The following is a 17443-nucleotide window of genomic DNA, read 5'->3' on the forward strand; positions in this document are numbered from 1 at the left end:
TTCAGCGACCCGGCAGCCAATTTCCTGCGTCATAGTCTTGGCTTCGGCCCGCAAAAGGTTCACCATTGAGGCCATGGTGCTGGTCCTCGGGGTGTCGGCGGGCGCTGCTGGCGCACGCGCCATGCTCACCCATTCCGACCAGCCTCACCTGCCCCCGATCGACCGTTGCAAGGTGCCACGCCATGCCGGTGGCGGCAGCATGGAGGAGGCGGTGTTCGAGGCCATCCGGCAGATGCGGAAATCCGCCGACAAGCGGGACGAATTCATTACCGGCATCGCCGTGACCTGCCGGTGCAATACGCACGCCGAATCGGTGCGGACCGCCGCGGGCCGAAACCGCCTGACCGTCATCGACGAGCCGGTGGCCCAGCTCAGATATCTCCGCTTCACCGGCCGCCTGCCGACCGAGGGCTCGATTCTGCTCTACGACCTAGGCGCGTCCGGCCTGACCCTCACCCAGATCGACTGTCGAACCGATGCCGTCCTCGCCACCAAGCGCAGCACCGTCCTGGGCGGTGACGGCCACGACGCCCTGCTGCGCTGGCTGCTCACCCGCGGCGGCGTCACCCTGGACATGGCGACCACCCGTCAACAGAAGGAGGCGCTGGCCTCCGAACGCGTACTGGCCGTCTGCGACCCGATCACCGGGCAGCGCACCGTGGTCACCCGCAGTGATTTCGCCGAACTGGTCGAGGCGGGTATTCACCACTCGGCCTCCTTCGTCCGGCACATGGTGGACGAGACCGGCGTCCGGCCCACGGGGATCGCCCTGCTGGGCGGTTGCACACGGAACAAGAGCATCCGCGACGAGCTGAAGCAGCAACTCGACATGCCGCTGATCTACGATCCAGAGCCAGAGTTCGTCTCCACCCGCGGCGCGGTCCTACTCGCCGCCGAGCGCCCGTCGGCCCGCAGCATCCGCAGCGTCCACCTGACGCCCGGCTCGGGTGCGCACGAGGCCCCCTCCACGGCACCCGTCTCCCGCCGCAAACTCGTTGCGGCAGTGGCGGTTACCGCGACACTGGGTGGCACCATCGTGGGCGCGCTGGCCATGAACCGCGACAACGGCGACCACACCGACGGCAAGCCGCCGACGGTCGAAGTGGTCGGCCCGCCGAAACACGGCTGACCCAAAGCGGCCTGGAAACGGGAGAGGAGCAGCCCGGCTCAGGCGCATGACCACACCTCCCAGCCGCACCGAATCATCGAGTGGCACATTTCGGTCGGATTCGTCCGATTTTTCGCTCCGAAGTGTGCCACTCGATGAATTGGTGGGTTATTTGTTGGTGAAGTTGGTGGGGCGCTTTTCGGTGAAGGCGGTCATGCCTTCTTTTTGGTCGTCGGTGGCGAAGAGGGAGTGGAAGACTCGGCGTTCGAAGCGGAGGCCCTCGGTGAGGGTGGTTTCGAAGGCGCGGTCCACCGCTTCCTTGGCGATCATCACGGACGGTAGGGACATGGAGGCGATGGTTTCGGCTACCTCCATGGCGGTGGGGAGCAGGTCGGCGGCGGGGACGATGCGGGAGACCAGGCCGGCGCGTTCGGCTGCCTCGGCGTCCATGTTGCGGCCGGTGAGGATTAGATCCATGGCCTTGGCCTTGCCGACGGCGCGGGTGAGGCGCTGAGAGCCGCCCATGCCGGGGATGACTCCCAGTTTGATTTCGGGCTGGCCGAACTTGGCGGTGTCGGCGGCGAGGAGGATGTCGCACATCATGGCGAGTTCGCAGCCGCCGCCGAGGGCGTAGCCGGCGACCGCGGCGATGATGGGCTTACGGAAGGCGACGAGGCGGTCCCAACCGGCGAAGTGGTCGGTGAGGAACATGTCCATGTAGGACTTGGACTGCATTTCCTTGATGTCCGCGCCGGCGGCGAAGGCTCGGTCGGAGCCGGTCAGTACGACCGCGCCGATCTCGTCGTCGTTCTCGAGCTCGTCCAGGGCGGCCGAAATGTCGGTCAGGACCTGCGAGTTCAGCGCGTTGAGGGCCTTCGGCCGGTTGAGCGTGATGAGGGCTACGCGGCCCTTGCGCTCCAGCAGAATGGTCTCGAAGTCGGGCCCACCCGTCGCCCCGCCCCCGCCCCCAACGGAATCGCTGCGCGATGCAGTCACTTTTGTTCCTCTCCAGATCGCTTGCGAATATCGGTGACGATAGCGGAGAAGTCCTTGCCCGCTTCGTCCTGGTTGAAGCGGCTGTAGATCTCCGCCGCCAGCAGACCGATCTGTCCGTCGACGCCATTGCCGCGCAGTGCGCTGGCCGCGAGACCGAGGTCCTTGGCCATGAGGGCGGTGGCGAAGCCGGGCTTGTAGTCATTGTTGGCCGGGCTGGCCGGAACCGGGCCGGGGACAGGGCAGTACGAGGTCAGCGCCCACGACTGGCCCGAGGCGGTGGAGACCACGTCGAAGAACTTGTCGTGGGTCAGGCCCAGCTTCTCGCCCAGCACAATGGCTTCCGAGAGGCCGATCATGGAGATGCCCAGCAGCATGTTGTTGCAGATCTTGGCGGCCTGGCCGACGCCCGCGCCGCCGCAGTGCACGACCTTGCCGCCCATGACCTCCAGCAGGGGCAGGGCCGCGGCGAAGTCGGCGTCCGCGCCGCCGACCATGAAGGTGAGGGTGCCTGCCGACGCGCCCGCGACGCCGCCGGAGACGGGGGCGTCCAGGGCCCGATGGCCCGCTGCGGCAGCGAGTTCCGCGGCCTGCTTGGCGTCGGCGACGTCGATGGTGGAGCAGTCGACGAACAGGGTGCCGGGCTTGGCGGCGGAGAGGATCTCGCCGTAGAGGTCGAGCACGATGCGGCCGTTGGGCAGCATGGTGATGACGATGTCGGAGGCCGAAACCGCTTCCGCGGCAGCGGCGACCACGGTCGCGCCGTCTCGGCGGGCCTGTTCCTGCGCGGCGGGGACGGGGTCGAAGGCGAGGACGTCGTATCCGGCCTTGACGAGGTTGGCGGCCATCGGGCCGCCCATGTGGCCGAGCCCGAGGAACCCGACCTTGGTGTTGTTGCTCATCATTCGTCCTTAGGAGCGGCCAGACCCAATTCGCGATCGCCGAGTGCGCCGAAGTAGGCGTCCACGTCGGCGTCGGTGACGTCGGCCAGGGTGGCGGGCGACCAGTGCGGGTCGCGGTCCTTGTCGATGACCTGGGCGCGAATGCCTTCCACCAGGTCGTGGGTGTTCAGGGAGGCGGCGGAGACCCGGTATTCCTGGTTCAGCGCCGTTTCCAGGCTGTCTGCCTGCCGGGCGCTGCGCAGCGAGCGCAGTGTGACCTTCAGTGCCACCGGCGATTTCGACAGCACGTCGGCGGCGGCCTTGGCGGCCTCGGCGCGGCCGTCGAGTTCGAGGCGGTGCACGATCTCCTCGACGGTGTCGGCGCTGTAGCAGGAGTCGATCCAGTCCTGCTGTGCCACGAACTCCGAAACCGGCGCGGGCTGTGCGAATTTCGCGATGGCCACGTCGATCTCGTTGTCGTGCAGGGCCTCCAGCAGCGACGGCAGGTGCTCGGACGGCACGAAGTGGTCGGCGAATCCGGCCGCGATGGCGTCACCGGCGGACATGCGCGCGGTGGTGAGCGCGACGTGGGTGCCGATCTCGCCGGGCGCGTGCGCCAGCAGCCAGGTGCCGCCCACGTCGGGGATGAAGCCGATGCCGGTCTCGGGCATGCCGACCATGGAGCGCTCGGTCACGATGCGGTGCGAGGCATGGCCGGACAGGCCGACGCCGCCGCCCATGACGATGCCGTCCATGACCGCGACGTAGGGCTTCGGGTAGCGCTTGATGTACGCGTTGAGGATGTACTCGTCGCGCCAGAACTTGCCGCTGGGCGAGTCCGCCGAAACCTCGGGCGAATCGCCCTGCGCGACAGCGTGCTTGGCGTCGTTGTGGATGGCGACGATGTCGCCGCCCGCGCACAGCCCGCGTTCGCCCGCGCCGGTGAGCACCACGGCGCGCACCTCGTCGTCATCCGCCCAGGCCCGCAGCGCGTCCAGGATGGTCAGCGCCATCGGGTGGTTGAGCGCGTTGATGGCGCGGGGCCGGTTGAGCGTGATCAGACCGAGGCCGTCGCGCTTCTCGATCAACACCTCGGCGTCGTTCACCGTCTCGCTCATGCTGCTCCTACCACCGCGCGGGCGACGACCACCCGCATGATCTCGTTCGTGCCTTCGAGAATCTGATGCACCCGCAGGTCGCGAACGATCTTCTCGATGCCGTATTCGGCCAGGTAACCGTAGCCACCGTGCAGTTGCAGGGCCTTGTTGGCCACCTCGAACCCGGCGTCGGTGGCGAACCGCTTGGCCATCGCGCACAGCTCCACCTTGTCGGGGGCGTCGGCGTCCAGGGCGGCGGCGGCCCGCCACAGCAGGGTGCGGGCGGCCTCCAGGGAGGTGCGCATGTCGGCGAGTTCGAACTGGAGCGCGGTGTTGTCCAGCAGCCGGGAGCCGAACGCCTTGCGCTGGGCCATGTAGGCGACCGTCCGGTCGAGCGCGGCCTGCGCGCCGCCCATGGAGCAGGCGGCGATGTTCAGCCGCCCGCCGTTGAGGCCGTTCATGGCGATGCGGAAGCCGTTGCCCTCCGCGCCCAGCAGGTTGGCGGCGGGCACCCGGGCCTGGTCGAGAATGACCTGCCGGGTGGGCTGGGCGTTCCAGCCCATCTTGCGCTCATTGGCCCCGAAGGACAGCCCCGGCGTGTCGGCCGGGACGATGAACGCCGAGATCCCGCGCGCCCCTTCGGTTCCGGTGCGGGCCATGATCACGTAGACATCGCTGCTGCCCGCGCCGGAGATGAATTGCTTGACGCCGGTGAGCAGGTAGTCGTCGCCGTCGCGAACGGCCTTGGTGCTCAAGGCCGCCGCGTCGGAGCCCACACCCGGCTCGGTCAGCGCGTAGGAGGCCAGCAGGTCCATGGACGTCAGCCCCGGCAGCCACCGATTGCGTTGCGTCTCATCGCCGTAGGTGTCGATCATCCACGTCGCCATATTGTGGATGGAGATGTAGGCCGCCACGGCCGGGCAGCCGGTGGCCAGCTGCTCGAAGATGCGCACGGCGTCGAGCCGCCGCAGCTGCGAGCCGCCCACGTCCTCGCGCACGTAGATGCCGCCCAGGCCGAGCGAGCCCGCCTTGCGCAGCACATCCACCGGGAAGTGCTTGCGCTCATCCCATTCCAGGGCGTTGGGCGCGAGCAGCTCGTCGGCGAAGGAGCGGGCGGTCTCGACGATCGCCTTCTCGTCCTCGTCCAGTACGAACATCGTCAGTCCATCGTGGGGATGACGAAGGCGTTGGCGGCGGCGGAGCTTGCGGAGCCGCCCGAAGGCTCCGCCTCGAGTCCCGCGGGCCAGCGCTGCGTCACCGTCTTGGTCTTGGTGTAGAAGCGGATCGAGTCCGGGCCGTGCTGGTTGAGGTCGCCGAAGCCGGAACGCTTCCAGCCGCCGAAGGTGTGGTACGCGATCGGCACCGGGATCGGGACGTTGATGCCGACCATGCCGACCTGCACGCGGGCGGCGAAGTCGCGGGCGGTGTCGCCGTCGCGGGTGAAAATGGCGACGCCATTGCCGTATTCGTGCTCATTGGCCAGGCGCAGGCCCTCTTCGAAGTCGGCGGCGCGCACGATGGACAGCACCGGGCCGAAGATCTCTTCCTGGTAGATCCGCATGTCGGCGGTCACGTTGTCGAAAAGCGAAGCGCCCGCGAAGAATCCGTCCTCGCCGCCCTCGACGACCAGGCCGCGGCCGTCGATGACCAGCTCCGCGCCCTCGTCGACGCCGATCTGCACGTAGTTGTTCACCCGGTCCACGCCGTCGCGGCCGACCAGCGGGCCGAAGTCCGCGCCCGGGTCGTCGGAGACGCCGACATTGAGCTTCTCGATGCGCTCGATGAGCTTGGCGCGCAGACGATCCGCGGTCTCCGCACCCACCGGCACGGCCACCGAGATGGCCATGCAGCGCTCGCCCGCGGAGCCGTAGCCCGCGCCGATGAGCTGGTCGGCCACATCGTCGAGGTCGGCGTCGGGCATGACGATGGCGTGGTTCTTGGCACCGCCGAAGCACTGGGCGCGCTTGCCGTTGGCCGAGGCGGTCTCGTAGATGTACTGCGCGATCGGGGTGGAGCCCACGAAGCCGACGGCCTTGATGCGGTCGTCGCGCAGCAGCGTGTCCACGGCTTCCTTGTCGCCGTTGACCACATTGAAGATGCCCGCGGGCAGCCCGGCCTCGAGGAACAGCTCGGCCAGTCGCAGCGGCACCGAGGGGTCGCGCTCGGAGGGCTTGAGCACGAAGGCATTTCCGCAGGCGATGGCCGGTCCGGCCTTCCACAGCGGGATCATGGCCGGGAAGTTGAACGGGGTGATGCCCGCGACCACGCCCAGCGGCTGGCGCATGGAGTACACATCGATGCCGGTGCCGGCGCTCTCGGTGTACTCGCCCTTGAGCAGATGCGGGATGCCGCAGGCGAATTCGATGACCTCGAGGCCGCGCTGGATATCGCCCTTGGCGTCGGCGATGGTCTTGCCGTGCTCGCTGGACAGCAGGGCGGCCAGCGAGTCCATCTCGTCCTGCACCAGGGTCAGGAACTTCATGAGTACCCGGGCGCGGCGCTGCGGGTTGGTCGCGGCCCAGCCGATCTGCGCCTCGGCGGCATTGGCGATGACCGCCTCGACCTCGCTCTTGCTCGCCAGCGGCACCCGGGCCTGGACCTGTCCGGTGCTCGGGTTGAACACATCGCCGAAGTTGCCCGATGTTCCCGGGACTTGCTTCCCGCCGACGAAGTGGGTGAGTTCGCGAACCATGCCTGGCCCTTCCACGACTTTTACAGCCTGTCTCGATGCTTGCGAAGCTTGCGCGCAGATTGCGCGGTCTGTGGCGACCCTATAGTTGGACATCCAAGTATTGGCTGTGGGATAATTCACAGCACCTACAGGCTTTCCGTGTGGAGGCACGCATGCCCGAGTTGCATGTCCCGGTTCATCCAGTGCGGTTCGTTACCGCCGCTGCGTTGTTCGATGGCCATGACGCGGCCATCAACATCATGCGCAGAATCCTTCAGGCCCAGGGGGCCGAGGTGATTCATCTCGGACATAACCGGGCCGTGCGGGAGGTCGTGGACGCGGCGGTCACCGAGGACGTGCAGGGGGTCGCGGTCAGCTCGTATCAGGGCGGGCACATCGAGTACTTCGAGTACTTGGCGCAGGCCCTGAAGGAGGCCGGCGCCGAGCACGTGAAGATCTTCGGCGGGGGCGGCGGGGTGATCATTCCCGAGGAGATCGCGCGGCTGGCGGAGTCGGGGGTGACCATCTTCTCGCCCGAGGACGGGCAGCGGCTCGGGCTGCCGGGGATGATCAATCGGCTGATTTCGGCTTGCGACGTGGATCTTTCGCAGTCGCCCGCGCCGGTGGAGGCGGTACTGAGCGGGGATCGGGCGGCGCTGGCGCGGACGCTCACCTGCTTGCAGCAGGGAACGCTGCCGGTCGAGGATCTGATGGTGCTGACAACCGCGGCGGCCACTCGGCGCGTGCCGGTGCTGGGTATCACCGGCACCGGCGGCTCCGGAAAGTCTTCTCTCACAGACGAACTCATTCGACGGCTGCGCACCGATCAGCAGGACAAGCTGCGGGTGGCGGTGCTGGCGGTGGATCCGACGCGGCGGCGCGGCGGCGGCGCGCTGCTGGGCGACCGGATCCGGATGAACGCCCTCGACGGCGAGCGGGTGTACTTCCGGTCGCTGGCCACGCGCGGCGAGCGCGAGTTGCCGCACGGCATCGACGACATGGTGATCGCCTGCAAGGCAGCGGGATTCGATCTGGTGATCCTGGAGACTCCCGGCATCGGGCAGGGCGACGCGGCCATTGCCGAGCACGTGGACGTCTCGCTGTATGTGATGACGCCCGAGTTCGGTGCCGCGTCCCAGCTCGAGAAGATCGACATGCTGGATTACGCGGATGTCGTGGCCATCAACAAGTTCGAGCGGCGCGGGGCCGAAGACGCGCTGCGGGACGTGTCACGGCAGTTGGTGCGCAATCGCGAGGACTTCCATGCCATGCCGGAGGACATGCCGGTGTTCGGCACCAGCGCGGCCACTTTCAATGACGACGGGGTGACGGCGCTCTACCAGCATCTGAGCGGATTGCTCGGCGAGCAGGGGCTGCCGTTGCAGGAGGGCGTCCTGCCGCGGGTGAGCACTCGCGCCTCGACCCGCTTCGCGCAGATCATTCCGCCCGCTAGGGTGCGCTATCTGGCCGAAATAGCGGAGACCGTGCAGGATTACCACGCGCAGACAGCGCGGCAGATCGAGGCCGCCCAACGGGTGCAGCGCCTGGAACTGATCGTCGCGGAACTGCCCGATGACGAGCCGGTCGGGACGCTGCTCGAGCGGGCGAGGAAGGCGCTGTCACCGGAGAATGCCGCGCTGCTGGCGGAGTGGCCCGCGATCGCGGAGTCGTATCGGGGGCAAGAGCAGGTGGTGCGGGTCCGTGATCGGGAGCTGCGGACCGCATTGCGGCGGGAGACGTTGTCCGGCAGTTCGATTCCACGGGTGGCGCTCCCCCGATTCACCGATCACGGTGAGCTGCTGCGGTTCCTGCGGTCGGAGAATCTGCCTGGTCGGTTCCCATTCACCGCCGGGGTGTTTCCGTTCAAGCGGGACAATGAGGATCCGGCACGCATGTTCGCCGGTGAGGGTGATGCGTTCCGGACCAACCGCCGGTTCAAGGTGCTGTCCGAACATGCTGAGGCCAAACGGCTTTCGACGGCCTTCGACTCGGTGACGCTCTACGGGCACGACCCGGCGGAGCGGCCCGACATCTACGGCAAGGTGGGGACCTCCGGGGTTTCCATTGCCACGCTGGACGATATGAAGGCGCTCTACGACGGGTTCGATCTGGACGCGCCGAGCACCTCGGTGTCGATGACCATCAACGGTCCCGCTCCGACCATTCTCGCCTACTACCTCAATGCCGCCATTGATCAAGCGACGGTGGAGTTTTCGGCCGAGCAAGGTCGCGAGCCGACCCCGGAGGAGGCGGCGGAGCTGCGCGCCCGCACCCTCGCCACCGTGCAGGCCGACATTCTCAAGGAGGACCAAGGGCAGAACACCTGCATCTTTTCCACCGAGTTCAGCCTGCGCATGATGGCCGACATCCAGGAATGGTTCGTGCGCAACAGCGTTCGCAACTTCTACTCGGTATCCATCTCCGGCTATCACATCGCCGAGGCCGGGGCGAACCCGATCAGCCAGCTGGCATTCACGCTGGCCAACGGCTTCACCTACGTGGAGGCGTATCTGGCGCGCGGGATGCACATCGACGACTTCGCGCCCAACCTGTCGTTCTTCTTCTCCAATGGCATGGATGCCGAATATTCGGTGATCGGCCGCGTGGCCCGGCGTATCTGGGCAATCGCCATGCGCGACAAGTACGGTGCCAATGATCGGTCGCAGAAGCTCAAATACCACATTCAGACCTCCGGGCGCTCGCTGCACGCACAGGAGATGAGCTTCAACGACATTCGCACCACGCTGCAAGCCCTCATCGCGGTCTACGACAACTGCAACAGCCTGCACACCAATGCCTACGACGAGGCGGTCACCACGCCCACCGAGGAATCGGTGCGCCGCGCCCTGGCCATCCAGCTCATCATCAACCGCGAGTGGGGTTTGGCGATGAACGAGAATCCCTTGCAGGGCAGCTTCATCATCGACGAGCTCACCGACCTGGTGGAGGAGGCGGTGCTGCGCGAATTCGAGCGGATCAGCGAGCGCGGCGGCGTGCTGGGCGCGATGGAAACCGGCTACCAACGCGGCCGCATCCAGGACGAGTCCATGCTCTACGAACGCCGCAAGCACGAGGGCTCACTGCCGATCATCGGCGTCAACACCTTCCGCAACCCGCACGAGGAAGAACACCGCGTCCTGGAACTGGCCCGCGGCACCGAATCCGAAAAACAGTCCCAGCTGCAACGCGTCCGCGAATTCACCGACCGCCACCGCACCGAATCCCCCGCCGCCCTGGCCCGCCTGGCCGCAGCCGCCGCCAGCGACGACAACGTCTTCGAGGTCCTCATGGACGCCGCCCGAGTCTGCACCCTCCAACAGATCACCGACACCTTCTTCACCGTCGGCGGCCAGTACCGACGGAACGTCTGAGCAACCGACATGGATGCAGGTATGGGCGGCGGAAGTTCGATATTCTCAGCCCGCAGCATGGCTACTCGCCGCTATCTGGCGACATCGACACACGGTCGGTCCGTATGACGCCGCATATCCGGCCCTGGCTCTCAGCTACGATGCGCCACTGGTGACCCTTGATCTCCGGTTGGCAAAGGCTGCTGAAGCGCTCGGCGCCCGCGTCATCGTTCCCTCGACCTGACCGGGTGTCCACCATCGTGCTCAACCATCTCGGCACGCCCGCAGGGATTTTCGGGCCGGTCCGGCGCGGGACGGGACGGAATCCGGGGCGGCGGCGCGAGCTGTTCGTGCGGTGGCGCGACGATCTCGCCGCGCTGGCCGCGCACGCCACTGTGGTGTCGAAGGTGAGCGGGCTGATGATGCCGATCCTCGGGCATCCGGTGCCGAAGCGCGGCGAGCCGACACCGGTTCCGATACTGCTGGAACGGATTTCGCCGATGCGGGCGCACTCGCTCGACGTGTTCGGGGCGGATCGGCTGATCTGGGGCGCGAATTTCCCGGTGGACAAGCCGATTACGAGCATTCCGAACACGGTCGAGGCGGTGGCCACCGCGCTGGCAGGGCACGGGGCCGATGACAAGGCCGTCGAGCGTACTTTCCGCAGCAATTCCGAACGGGTGTACGGGATCGACGATCTCTGATTCCCGGCTCCCGGGATTCGCATTCATCCGGGCGCGCGGATTTGCCTTTGCCGGAGGGTCGCTGTGGCTATCGTGATGCGCCATGGAGCGGATCCTGCGGATCGGAATGGGTTTCTGGGAGTCCCGGACCTTGCTCAGCGCCGTCGAACTCGGAGTGTTCACGGTGCTCGGGCATCGGCAATTGACCGCCGAGCAACTACGACGCGAAATCGGCCTGCACCCGCGCGCGGCCCGCGACTTCTTCGACGCCCTGGTCGCCATGGACATGCTGCGGCGCACCGACGACCGCTACGCGAACACCGCCGACACCGCCACCTACCTGGACAGCACCGGCAGCGAGTACATCGGCGGCTTCCTGGAAATGGCCGCCGCCCGGCTGTACCCGTTCTGGGGCGGACTCACCGAGGGCCTGCGCACCGGACTCCCGCAGAACGAGGCCGGGGACGGCGGCGACTTCTTCACCGCCCTCTACCGGGACCCGCAGCGCCTCTACGACTTTCAGCGCGCCATGACCGGCCTGTCGCTACCCAGCGCGCACGCCATCGCCGAGGTCTTCCCCTGGCACCGCTGGAAGACGGTGGCCGATATCGGCACCGCCCAGGGCGCGCTGCTGCGCACCGTCCTGGAAACCAACCCGCACCTGCACGGCACCGGCTTCGACCTGCCCGCCGTCGAACCGATCTTCACCGAATACAGTGCCCCCGTGGAGGACCGCAGCACCTTCCACCCCGGCGACTTCTTCACCGACCCCCTCCCGGAGGCCGACGTCCTGGTTTTGGGCCACATCCTCCACGACTGGGACCTCCCCACCAAGCTCATGCTCCTGCGAAAAGCGCACGACGCCCTCCCCGACGGCGGCGCCATCCTCATCTACGAATCCCTCATAGACGACGACCGCCGCACCAACCTGGGCGGCCTCCTGATGAGTCTCAACATGCTCATAGAAACCCCCGGTGGCTTCGACTACACCGCCGCCGACCTCCGAACCTGGCTCACCGACACCGGCTTCCACGACCCGGTAACCGAGCACCTGATCGGCCCCGAATCCATGGTCTGGGCCCTGAAATAACCCGAATCAGCCGGGGAATGCCAGGTACCGGGCACCGAGTAGGTCGGCGGTGTGGCTGACGTGGTCGATGATTCGGGGGGCGTCGGCGGTGACGGCGCCGGTGCGCCAGGCGGTCAGGAGTTCGATGAAGCCGCCCACGCCCATCAGGACGGCCATCCGGAGGTCGGATTCGTCGACGCCGGGGCGCAGGTAGGGGCGGGCGGTGGCGATGAGGAGATCGGTTGATTCGGTGAGGAGTTCGGTGCGGCGCTGCTCCAGGATGCGGCTACCGGCGTGGTCGCCGAACAGGATGCGAGCCGGGCCGTCGGTTTGCAGGGCGACCGCGCGAGCGATGGCCAGGTGCAGAATTCCCAGGGCCGGGTGCTCGAGATTCTCGGCGACCACCCCCGAAAGTTCGGCCAGGACTTGGAAACCGACCCGGTCCCAGACCGCGCCGAGCAACTCGTCGCGATCGGCGAAGTGCTCGTAGAAGTAGCGGTCGTTGAGGCCCGCGCGGGTGCAGACGCCGCGCATGGTGACCGCGGCCCAGCCGTGCTCGAGCCAGATGTCCAGGGCCGCCGCGAGCAGGCGTTCACGGCGTTCGGCGCGGCGTTCCGCCTGGGTGCGGCCGCCCCAGGTGCCGCTGCGCCGGGACGGCTCCGCCGGGGCCTGCACGGTCGACTCCACCCCTGCGGGCGCAGTGGATTTCGCCGGTGTGGGAACGTTCACCGCCTCCTGTGCGCGCACGCTCATAGTTGACAAAATAGCGCACCGGGAGCCTAATTGGTGGCAGGTGCGGCCAGTGGTGGCATACGCCACCAGTTGACTGCCCGGATGGCACGGCCCCGGGAGTTTCCATGCGACTCAATCCTTTCGGCGGATCCCGCCGCACACAGCAGGCGGACGCGGTGGTGACCGGCGCGGGCAGCGGGATCGGGCGGGGGTTCGCGCTCGAGATAGGCAAGCGGGGTGGACGGGTCGTCTGCTCCGACATCGATGCCGAGCGCGCCCGCGAGACCGTCGAAATGGTCAGCGACGCAGGGGGAAAGGCATTCGACGCGGTGTGCGACGTGTCCAGCCTGGAGCAGGTGACGACGCTGGCGAACACCGCCGAGGAGTGGTTCGGCAAGAGCCCGGACCTGGTCGTCAACAATGCGGGCATCGGGCGTGGCGGCACCCTCATCGGCGAAACCCCGCCCGCCGAATGGCATCAGGTGCTCGACATCAATCTGTGGGGCGTCATCCACGGCTGCCACGTCTTCACGCCCCGGCTGCGCGGGGCCGGGCACGGGTCGATCGTGAACGTCGCCTCCGCTGCGGCGTTCGGCTCCGCGCCGCGCATGGCCGCCTACAACGTGAGCAAGGCGGGCGTGCTGGCGCTGTCGGAGACCCTCGCCGCCGAGCTGTCCGGCACCGGCGTCACCGTCACCGTGCTGTGCCCGACCGGCGTGAGAACCAACATCCTGGAAGGCGTTTCGATCGGCGACGAGAACCTCCAGCGCTGGGGCGACCGCCTGCTGCGCTGGACCGGACGCCCGCCCGCCGCCATCGCCCGCACCACCCTCGACGCCGTGGACCGCGGCCAGCTCTACGTGGTCCCGCAGATCGAGGCCAAGGCCATCTGGCAGTCCAAGCGACTGCTGCCCGACACCTACACCCGCGCCGCCGGACTGCTGGAGCGGCTGGTGCGGTAGCCACACCCGAGGAGTTGAACAATGGCGTTCACGTATTCCGACATGCTCACCGTCATCCAGGATCGGCAGTGGGCGCTGGCCGACATCGACTGGGACGCACCGGGAGCCGAGCTCATCACCGATGAGCAACGCCCCGCGCTGGCGAAATTCATGGCCGATCTGGTGTGGATCGAACACGTGGGCGCGCGCGGCTTCGCAGCGCTCACGCTCCGCGCGCCGGACGGGCCGCTCAAGGAGATCTACCGGTACTTCCACGCCGAGGAGCAGAAGCACGCCAATGCGGAACTGGCCTTGATGCGACGCTGGGGCATGCTCGACGGGGACGCAATGCCCCTGCCCAACAAGAACATTCGGCTGGCCATCCAGTGGCTGGACAAGTACGGGGACAATCTGACCCTGCCGGTGCTCGGTACCGTCATCCCCTCGCTGGAGTGCGCACTGGACGGTGCGCTGGTCAAATTCCTCCTGGACGAAGTCCGAGACCCGCTGTGCCACGAGGTGTTCCGGCACATCAACAGCGACGAATCGCGGCATCTGGCCGTTGGCTTCCAGGTACTCGAGCAACTCGGCGCGGGGCCCATGCGGCGGCTGGCGATCGAATCGGCGGGCTACGCACTGCGGCCCACAATCCTGATGGGCGCGCTGCTGTACACGCCACTGCTGTCGCGCATGTCCACCAACATCATGGCGATGGGGCTGGACGAGGAGAAGCTCTGGAATGCCGTGCGCCGCTACGAGAAAGCCGGTGAACGCAGCCCGGACATCAAGCGCGTACCGCTCTACCACGTGGTCCGGCTGCACGGCAGGGCCACCATCAATCGCTTGCAGCCGATCCAGGGCATCAACGACACCCTGAACAAGGCCATCGACCGCTTCCCGGTCCGCGTCCTACGCCGCACCCCGTCCTGGTCCAAGGCCCTGACCTACGAGCCGGTGGCGAAATGACCGCCCCACTCCGCCGCGAGTCCGGCCGGAACCGCGAAACCTACACCGGCCCCACCGTGCACTGCACCCACTGGCGTGACCAGCACGAACTCGACCGCCTGCACGTTGCGGTCATCGGCGGCGGCACCGCGTTGGCCCGAGTGGTCCCGCCGGTCGTCGACCAGGCCCGCCGGGTGACCGTATTCCAGCACGACCCCATCTGGATCCTGCCCACCCCGCCGCTCCCAGGATTGCCACTCCTGCTGCGCCGGTTGCCCTCCGACCTACTGGGGTCGCTGCCCGGGTCGTCGGCGCCGCCCTTCCCCGGAGACCACCCCGGCCCGTCGCGTCCGGATATCGGACTCGTGCTGCGCGGGGTTCCCGGGGCAGGGCTGGTTCGGTGGTGTGCGCGGCAGGCGCTACGGCGGTCGGCGGCGGCGAATCTGCGGGCGCAGGTGGGGGATTCGTGGGAGCGCAGGCAGCTCACGCCCGATCACTCGGCCGAGGTGCGGGTGCACAGCCGGTACTACCGGTCGCTGCGGCAGCCCAATTGCACGCTCATCAGCTGGCCCGTCGCCCGGCTCGCTCCACTCGGGGTTCGCACCGTGGACGGGGTCGAGCATCGGGTGGACTGCATCATCTACGCGGAGGACGCATCGTGACAAATACCGTCGTGAACCACGAAATCGTCATTGTGGGCGCGGGATTCTCGGGCATCGGGACCGCGATCGCGCTGCGCAAGGCCGGATTCGACGATTTCATCATGATCGACGAGGCGGACGGGGTGGGTGGGACCCGGCATTGGAACACCTATCCCGGTATCGCGGTGGATATTCCGTCGTTCAGCTATCAGTACTCGTTCGAGCAGCAGCGGTCCTGGTCACGGGTGTACGCACCGGGGCGGGAGTTGAAGGCGTATGCCGAGCGGTGCGTGCAGAAGTACGGGCTGCGGCCGCGAATCCGGTTCGGCACCACCATTACCCGCGCCGATTTCGACGACGCCCTGCATCGGTGGCGGGTGCGCACCGCGGACGGCGACGAGCTCACCTGCCGGTATCTGATCGGCGCGACCGGCGTGCTGACCCGGCCGAAGCTGCCGGAGATTCCCGGCGCGGAACGGTTCCGGGGGCTCACCATGCACACCGCGCGCTGGGATCACGGGATCGATCTGCGCGGCAAGCGGGTCGGCATCATCGGCACCGGGGCCTCGGCCATCCAGATCATTCCCTCGATCGCCCCGGACGTGGCGAAACTTGTCGTCTTCCAGCGCACTCCGATCTGGTGCCTGCCCCGGCCGGACGCGCCCATGCCGCCCGCGGTGCGCGCGCTCATGCGGCTGCCGGGCGGGCAGTTCCTCACCCGGTGGCTGAGCCAGGCGTTCGTGGAGCTCACCTTCCCGTTCTCGGCCCACTATTACAAGGTGGTGCCGATGGCGAAGCTGGGTGAGCGCACGGGACTGGCACACCTGCGCGACCAGGTGAAGGACCCCGTCACCCGCGAAAAGCTCACGCCCGCATACGCGCTGGGCTGCAAGCGCACGTCGTTCTCCAACGACTATCTGAAGACCTTCAACCGCGAGAACGTCACCCTGGAAACCGATCCCATCACCGAGATCACCGCCAGCGGCCTGCGCACCACCGGCCGCCACCACCAGGTCGACGTGCTCATCATGGCCACCGGCTTCAAGGTCATGGAATCCGGCAATATGCCCACCTTCGACCTGCACGGCAGCGGCGGCATCCGCCTCGAGGACTGGTGGGACACCCACCGCCTGCAAGCCTACGAGGGCGTCAGCGTGCCCGGCTTCCCCAACTTCTTCACCATCATCGGCCCCTACGGCTACAACGGCGCGTCCTACTTCACCCTCATCGAAATGCAGACCACCCACATCCTGCGCCTGCTCCGCAATGCCCGCCGCCGCGCCGCCACCCGCATCGAGGTAACCCCCGAAGCGAATGACCGCTACTTCCACGAAATGCTGTCCCGCCGCGGCACCCAGGTCTTCTGGCAGGACAGCTGCGCGCTGGCCAACTCGTACTACTTCGACAAGAACGGCGACGTCCCGCTGCGCGCCATGAGTACCCCCGAAGCCGCATGGCGCGCAGCCCATTTCGATCTGAACGACTACACCTTCGCCGCCCCGGCCGAGGCGGCGACGACGGTCGGAACCGGTGATGCGGTCAGCTCCGTCGGGTAGAGGCGCTGCGCGAATTTGCCGTCCTGATCGTCGATATCGAGACCGCCGGGCACGGCGAGGCCGTCGCGCATGATGATTCCCGGCAGCTGGTAGCACATGATCGACTGGGTGTCGGACGGGGTCGTGATGAGTTCGACGTCTTCCAGCGGGGTCAGCACCTGGGCGCGGGTGACCTCCGGGGGCCATCCGATCACCTCCTGGAAGTACCTGATGGCCTTGTCCGAGTCGATGCGCGCGACGATCTCACGACGCATGTGCTCGTGCGGGAATCCCAGGGTGTGGCCGGTTTCGTGGCGGACGACGCGCTTGTACTCGCTCTCCGGGGTCTGCATGGAGAAGGACTCCAGGTTCATGGTCGGCTGGTCGGCATCGATCGACATGATGTCGGTGCCCACGTAGGACCAATAGCCGTCATTGGGGACCCGCGCGATGCGGACTTCGGCGTCGTGGCCGTGGCTTTCGGAGAACTGGATGTTCGCGCCCGGCGACCAGGCGTTCATATGGCTGAGGATGCGGTTCTTCAGCGCGGTGTCCTTGGTGTCGAGGAACCGGACCCCGAGATGGACGCCGCCGCTGTGCCAGTACTTCGTAACCATCGCGGCGATGAACGCCTTGTCGACCTTTCCCGGTGCGACCAGCCCGGCCACGGGGCGCACATAGGGCCGGTTGGCGGGGTTTATCTCCACCGCGGTGGCCGCGGCCCCGAACAGGCTGCCCTCCGGGAGGCTCTTCGGTGTGCAGACGGTGATGGCGTGGTTGGTGTTCATTGTGTTTCC

General features: G+C 67.4%; 15 protein-coding genes. 8 read left to right on the forward strand and 7 right to left on the reverse strand.

Annotation, left to right across the window (positions count from 1 at the left end; all coding sequences use genetic code 11):
• Nucleotides 1–73: 73 nt before the first annotated feature.
• Nucleotides 74–1129, forward strand: coding sequence for an Hsp70 family protein (locus NS2_RS00700; RefSeq protein WP_033085066.1), 1056 nt, complete (start codon nucleotides 74–76; stop codon nucleotides 1127–1129).
• A 147-nt stretch (nucleotides 1130–1276) separates the two neighbouring features.
• On the opposite strand, the gene NS2_RS00705 is transcribed toward NS2_RS00700, so the two are convergent.
• Genes NS2_RS00705 through NS2_RS00725 form a run of 5 tightly spaced genes read right to left on the reverse strand, consistent with a single transcriptional unit; the run spans nucleotide 1277 to nucleotide 6771 of the window.
• Entirely contained in the window at nucleotides 1277–2104 is an 828-nt protein-coding gene (locus NS2_RS00705; protein ID WP_045437276.1) for an enoyl-CoA hydratase, read from the reverse strand.
• Nucleotides 2101–3003: a 3-hydroxyisobutyrate dehydrogenase gene (gene mmsB, locus NS2_RS00710; protein WP_081985527.1), complete on the reverse strand. Its 903-nt coding sequence runs from the start codon at nucleotides 3001–3003 to the stop codon at nucleotides 2101–2103. Before mmsB ends, NS2_RS00705 begins: the two co-directional genes overlap by 4 nt.
• On the reverse strand, nucleotides 3003–4100 hold the full coding sequence (locus NS2_RS00715; RefSeq protein WP_033085068.1) for an enoyl-CoA hydratase/isomerase family protein: 1098 nt from the start codon (nucleotides 4098–4100) through the stop codon (nucleotides 3003–3005). Before NS2_RS00715 ends, mmsB begins: the two co-directional genes overlap by 1 nt.
• The gene (locus tag NS2_RS00720) at nucleotides 4097–5236 is read right to left on the reverse strand and encodes an acyl-CoA dehydrogenase family protein (protein ID WP_033085069.1); all 1140 of its coding nucleotides are present in this window, start codon (nucleotides 5234–5236) and stop codon (nucleotides 4097–4099) included. Before NS2_RS00720 ends, NS2_RS00715 begins: the two co-directional genes overlap by 4 nt.
• 2 nt (nucleotides 5237–5238) lie before the next feature.
• Complete coding sequence (locus NS2_RS00725; RefSeq protein ID WP_033085070.1) at nucleotides 5239–6771, reverse strand: CoA-acylating methylmalonate-semialdehyde dehydrogenase; 1533 nt, start codon at nucleotides 6769–6771, stop codon at nucleotides 5239–5241.
• A gap of 152 nt (nucleotides 6772–6923) precedes the next feature.
• Between NS2_RS00725 and icmF the strand changes: the two genes are divergently transcribed.
• The 3 genes from icmF to NS2_RS00740 all read left to right on the forward strand — a co-directional run bounded on the left by icmF (nucleotide 6924) and on the right by NS2_RS00740 (nucleotide 11873).
• Nucleotides 6924–10121 (forward strand): fused isobutyryl-CoA mutase/GTPase IcmF, encoded by a 3198-nt coding sequence (icmF, locus tag NS2_RS00730; protein ID WP_147207047.1) that lies wholly within the window; start codon nucleotides 6924–6926, stop codon nucleotides 10119–10121.
• A 158-nt stretch (nucleotides 10122–10279) separates the two neighbouring features.
• Nucleotides 10280–10804, forward strand: a complete 525-nt coding sequence (locus tag NS2_RS00735; protein WP_081985528.1) for an amidohydrolase family protein — start codon at nucleotides 10280–10282, stop codon at nucleotides 10802–10804.
• 82 nt (nucleotides 10805–10886) lie between these two features.
• A complete protein-coding gene (locus NS2_RS00740; RefSeq protein ID WP_045437273.1) occupies nucleotides 10887–11873 on the forward strand; it encodes a methyltransferase in 987 nt (328 codons plus the stop codon).
• Nucleotides 11874–11879: 6 nt separating this feature from the next.
• Here NS2_RS00740 and NS2_RS00745 read toward each other — a convergent pair whose 3' ends face one another.
• Nucleotides 11880–12605 (reverse strand): TetR/AcrR family transcriptional regulator, encoded by a 726-nt coding sequence (locus tag NS2_RS00745; RefSeq protein ID WP_081985529.1) that lies wholly within the window; start codon nucleotides 12603–12605, stop codon nucleotides 11880–11882.
• A 104-nt stretch (nucleotides 12606–12709) separates the two neighbouring features.
• Here NS2_RS00745 and NS2_RS00750 point away from each other — a divergent pair, with 104 nt between their 5' ends.
• The 4 genes from NS2_RS00750 to NS2_RS00765 are packed head-to-tail and all read left to right on the forward strand — an operon-like array spanning nucleotide 12710 to nucleotide 16667.
• Nucleotides 12710–13546: an SDR family NAD(P)-dependent oxidoreductase gene (locus tag NS2_RS00750; RefSeq protein ID WP_033085072.1), complete on the forward strand. Its 837-nt coding sequence runs from the start codon at nucleotides 12710–12712 to the stop codon at nucleotides 13544–13546.
• 21 nt (nucleotides 13547–13567) lie between these two features.
• Nucleotides 13568–14491 carry a reductase gene (locus tag NS2_RS00755; RefSeq protein WP_033085073.1) on the forward strand — a complete coding sequence of 308 codons (924 nt, stop codon included), beginning with the start codon at nucleotides 13568–13570 and terminating at the stop codon, nucleotides 14489–14491.
• A complete protein-coding gene (locus NS2_RS00760; protein ID WP_052085916.1) occupies nucleotides 14488–15132 on the forward strand; it encodes an NAD(P)/FAD-dependent oxidoreductase in 645 nt (214 codons plus the stop codon). Before NS2_RS00755 ends, NS2_RS00760 begins: the two co-directional genes overlap by 4 nt.
• On the forward strand, nucleotides 15126–16667 hold the full coding sequence (locus NS2_RS00765; protein ID WP_052085927.1) for a flavin-containing monooxygenase: 1542 nt from the start codon (nucleotides 15126–15128) through the stop codon (nucleotides 16665–16667). The genes NS2_RS00760 and NS2_RS00765 overlap by 7 nt, the downstream gene beginning before the upstream one ends.
• Here the strand turns inward: NS2_RS00765 and NS2_RS00770 are convergent.
• Complete coding sequence (locus NS2_RS00770; RefSeq protein WP_052085917.1) at nucleotides 16595–17434, reverse strand: M12 family metallopeptidase; 840 nt, start codon at nucleotides 17432–17434, stop codon at nucleotides 16595–16597. The genes NS2_RS00765 and NS2_RS00770 overlap by 73 nt on opposite strands.
• Nucleotides 17435–17443: the final 9 nt, after the last annotated feature.

Origin of the sequence: Nocardia seriolae NBRC 15557, from assembly GCF_007990715.1 — a bacterium.
GTDB lineage: Bacteria > Actinomycetota > Actinomycetes > Mycobacteriales > Mycobacteriaceae > Nocardia > Nocardia seriolae.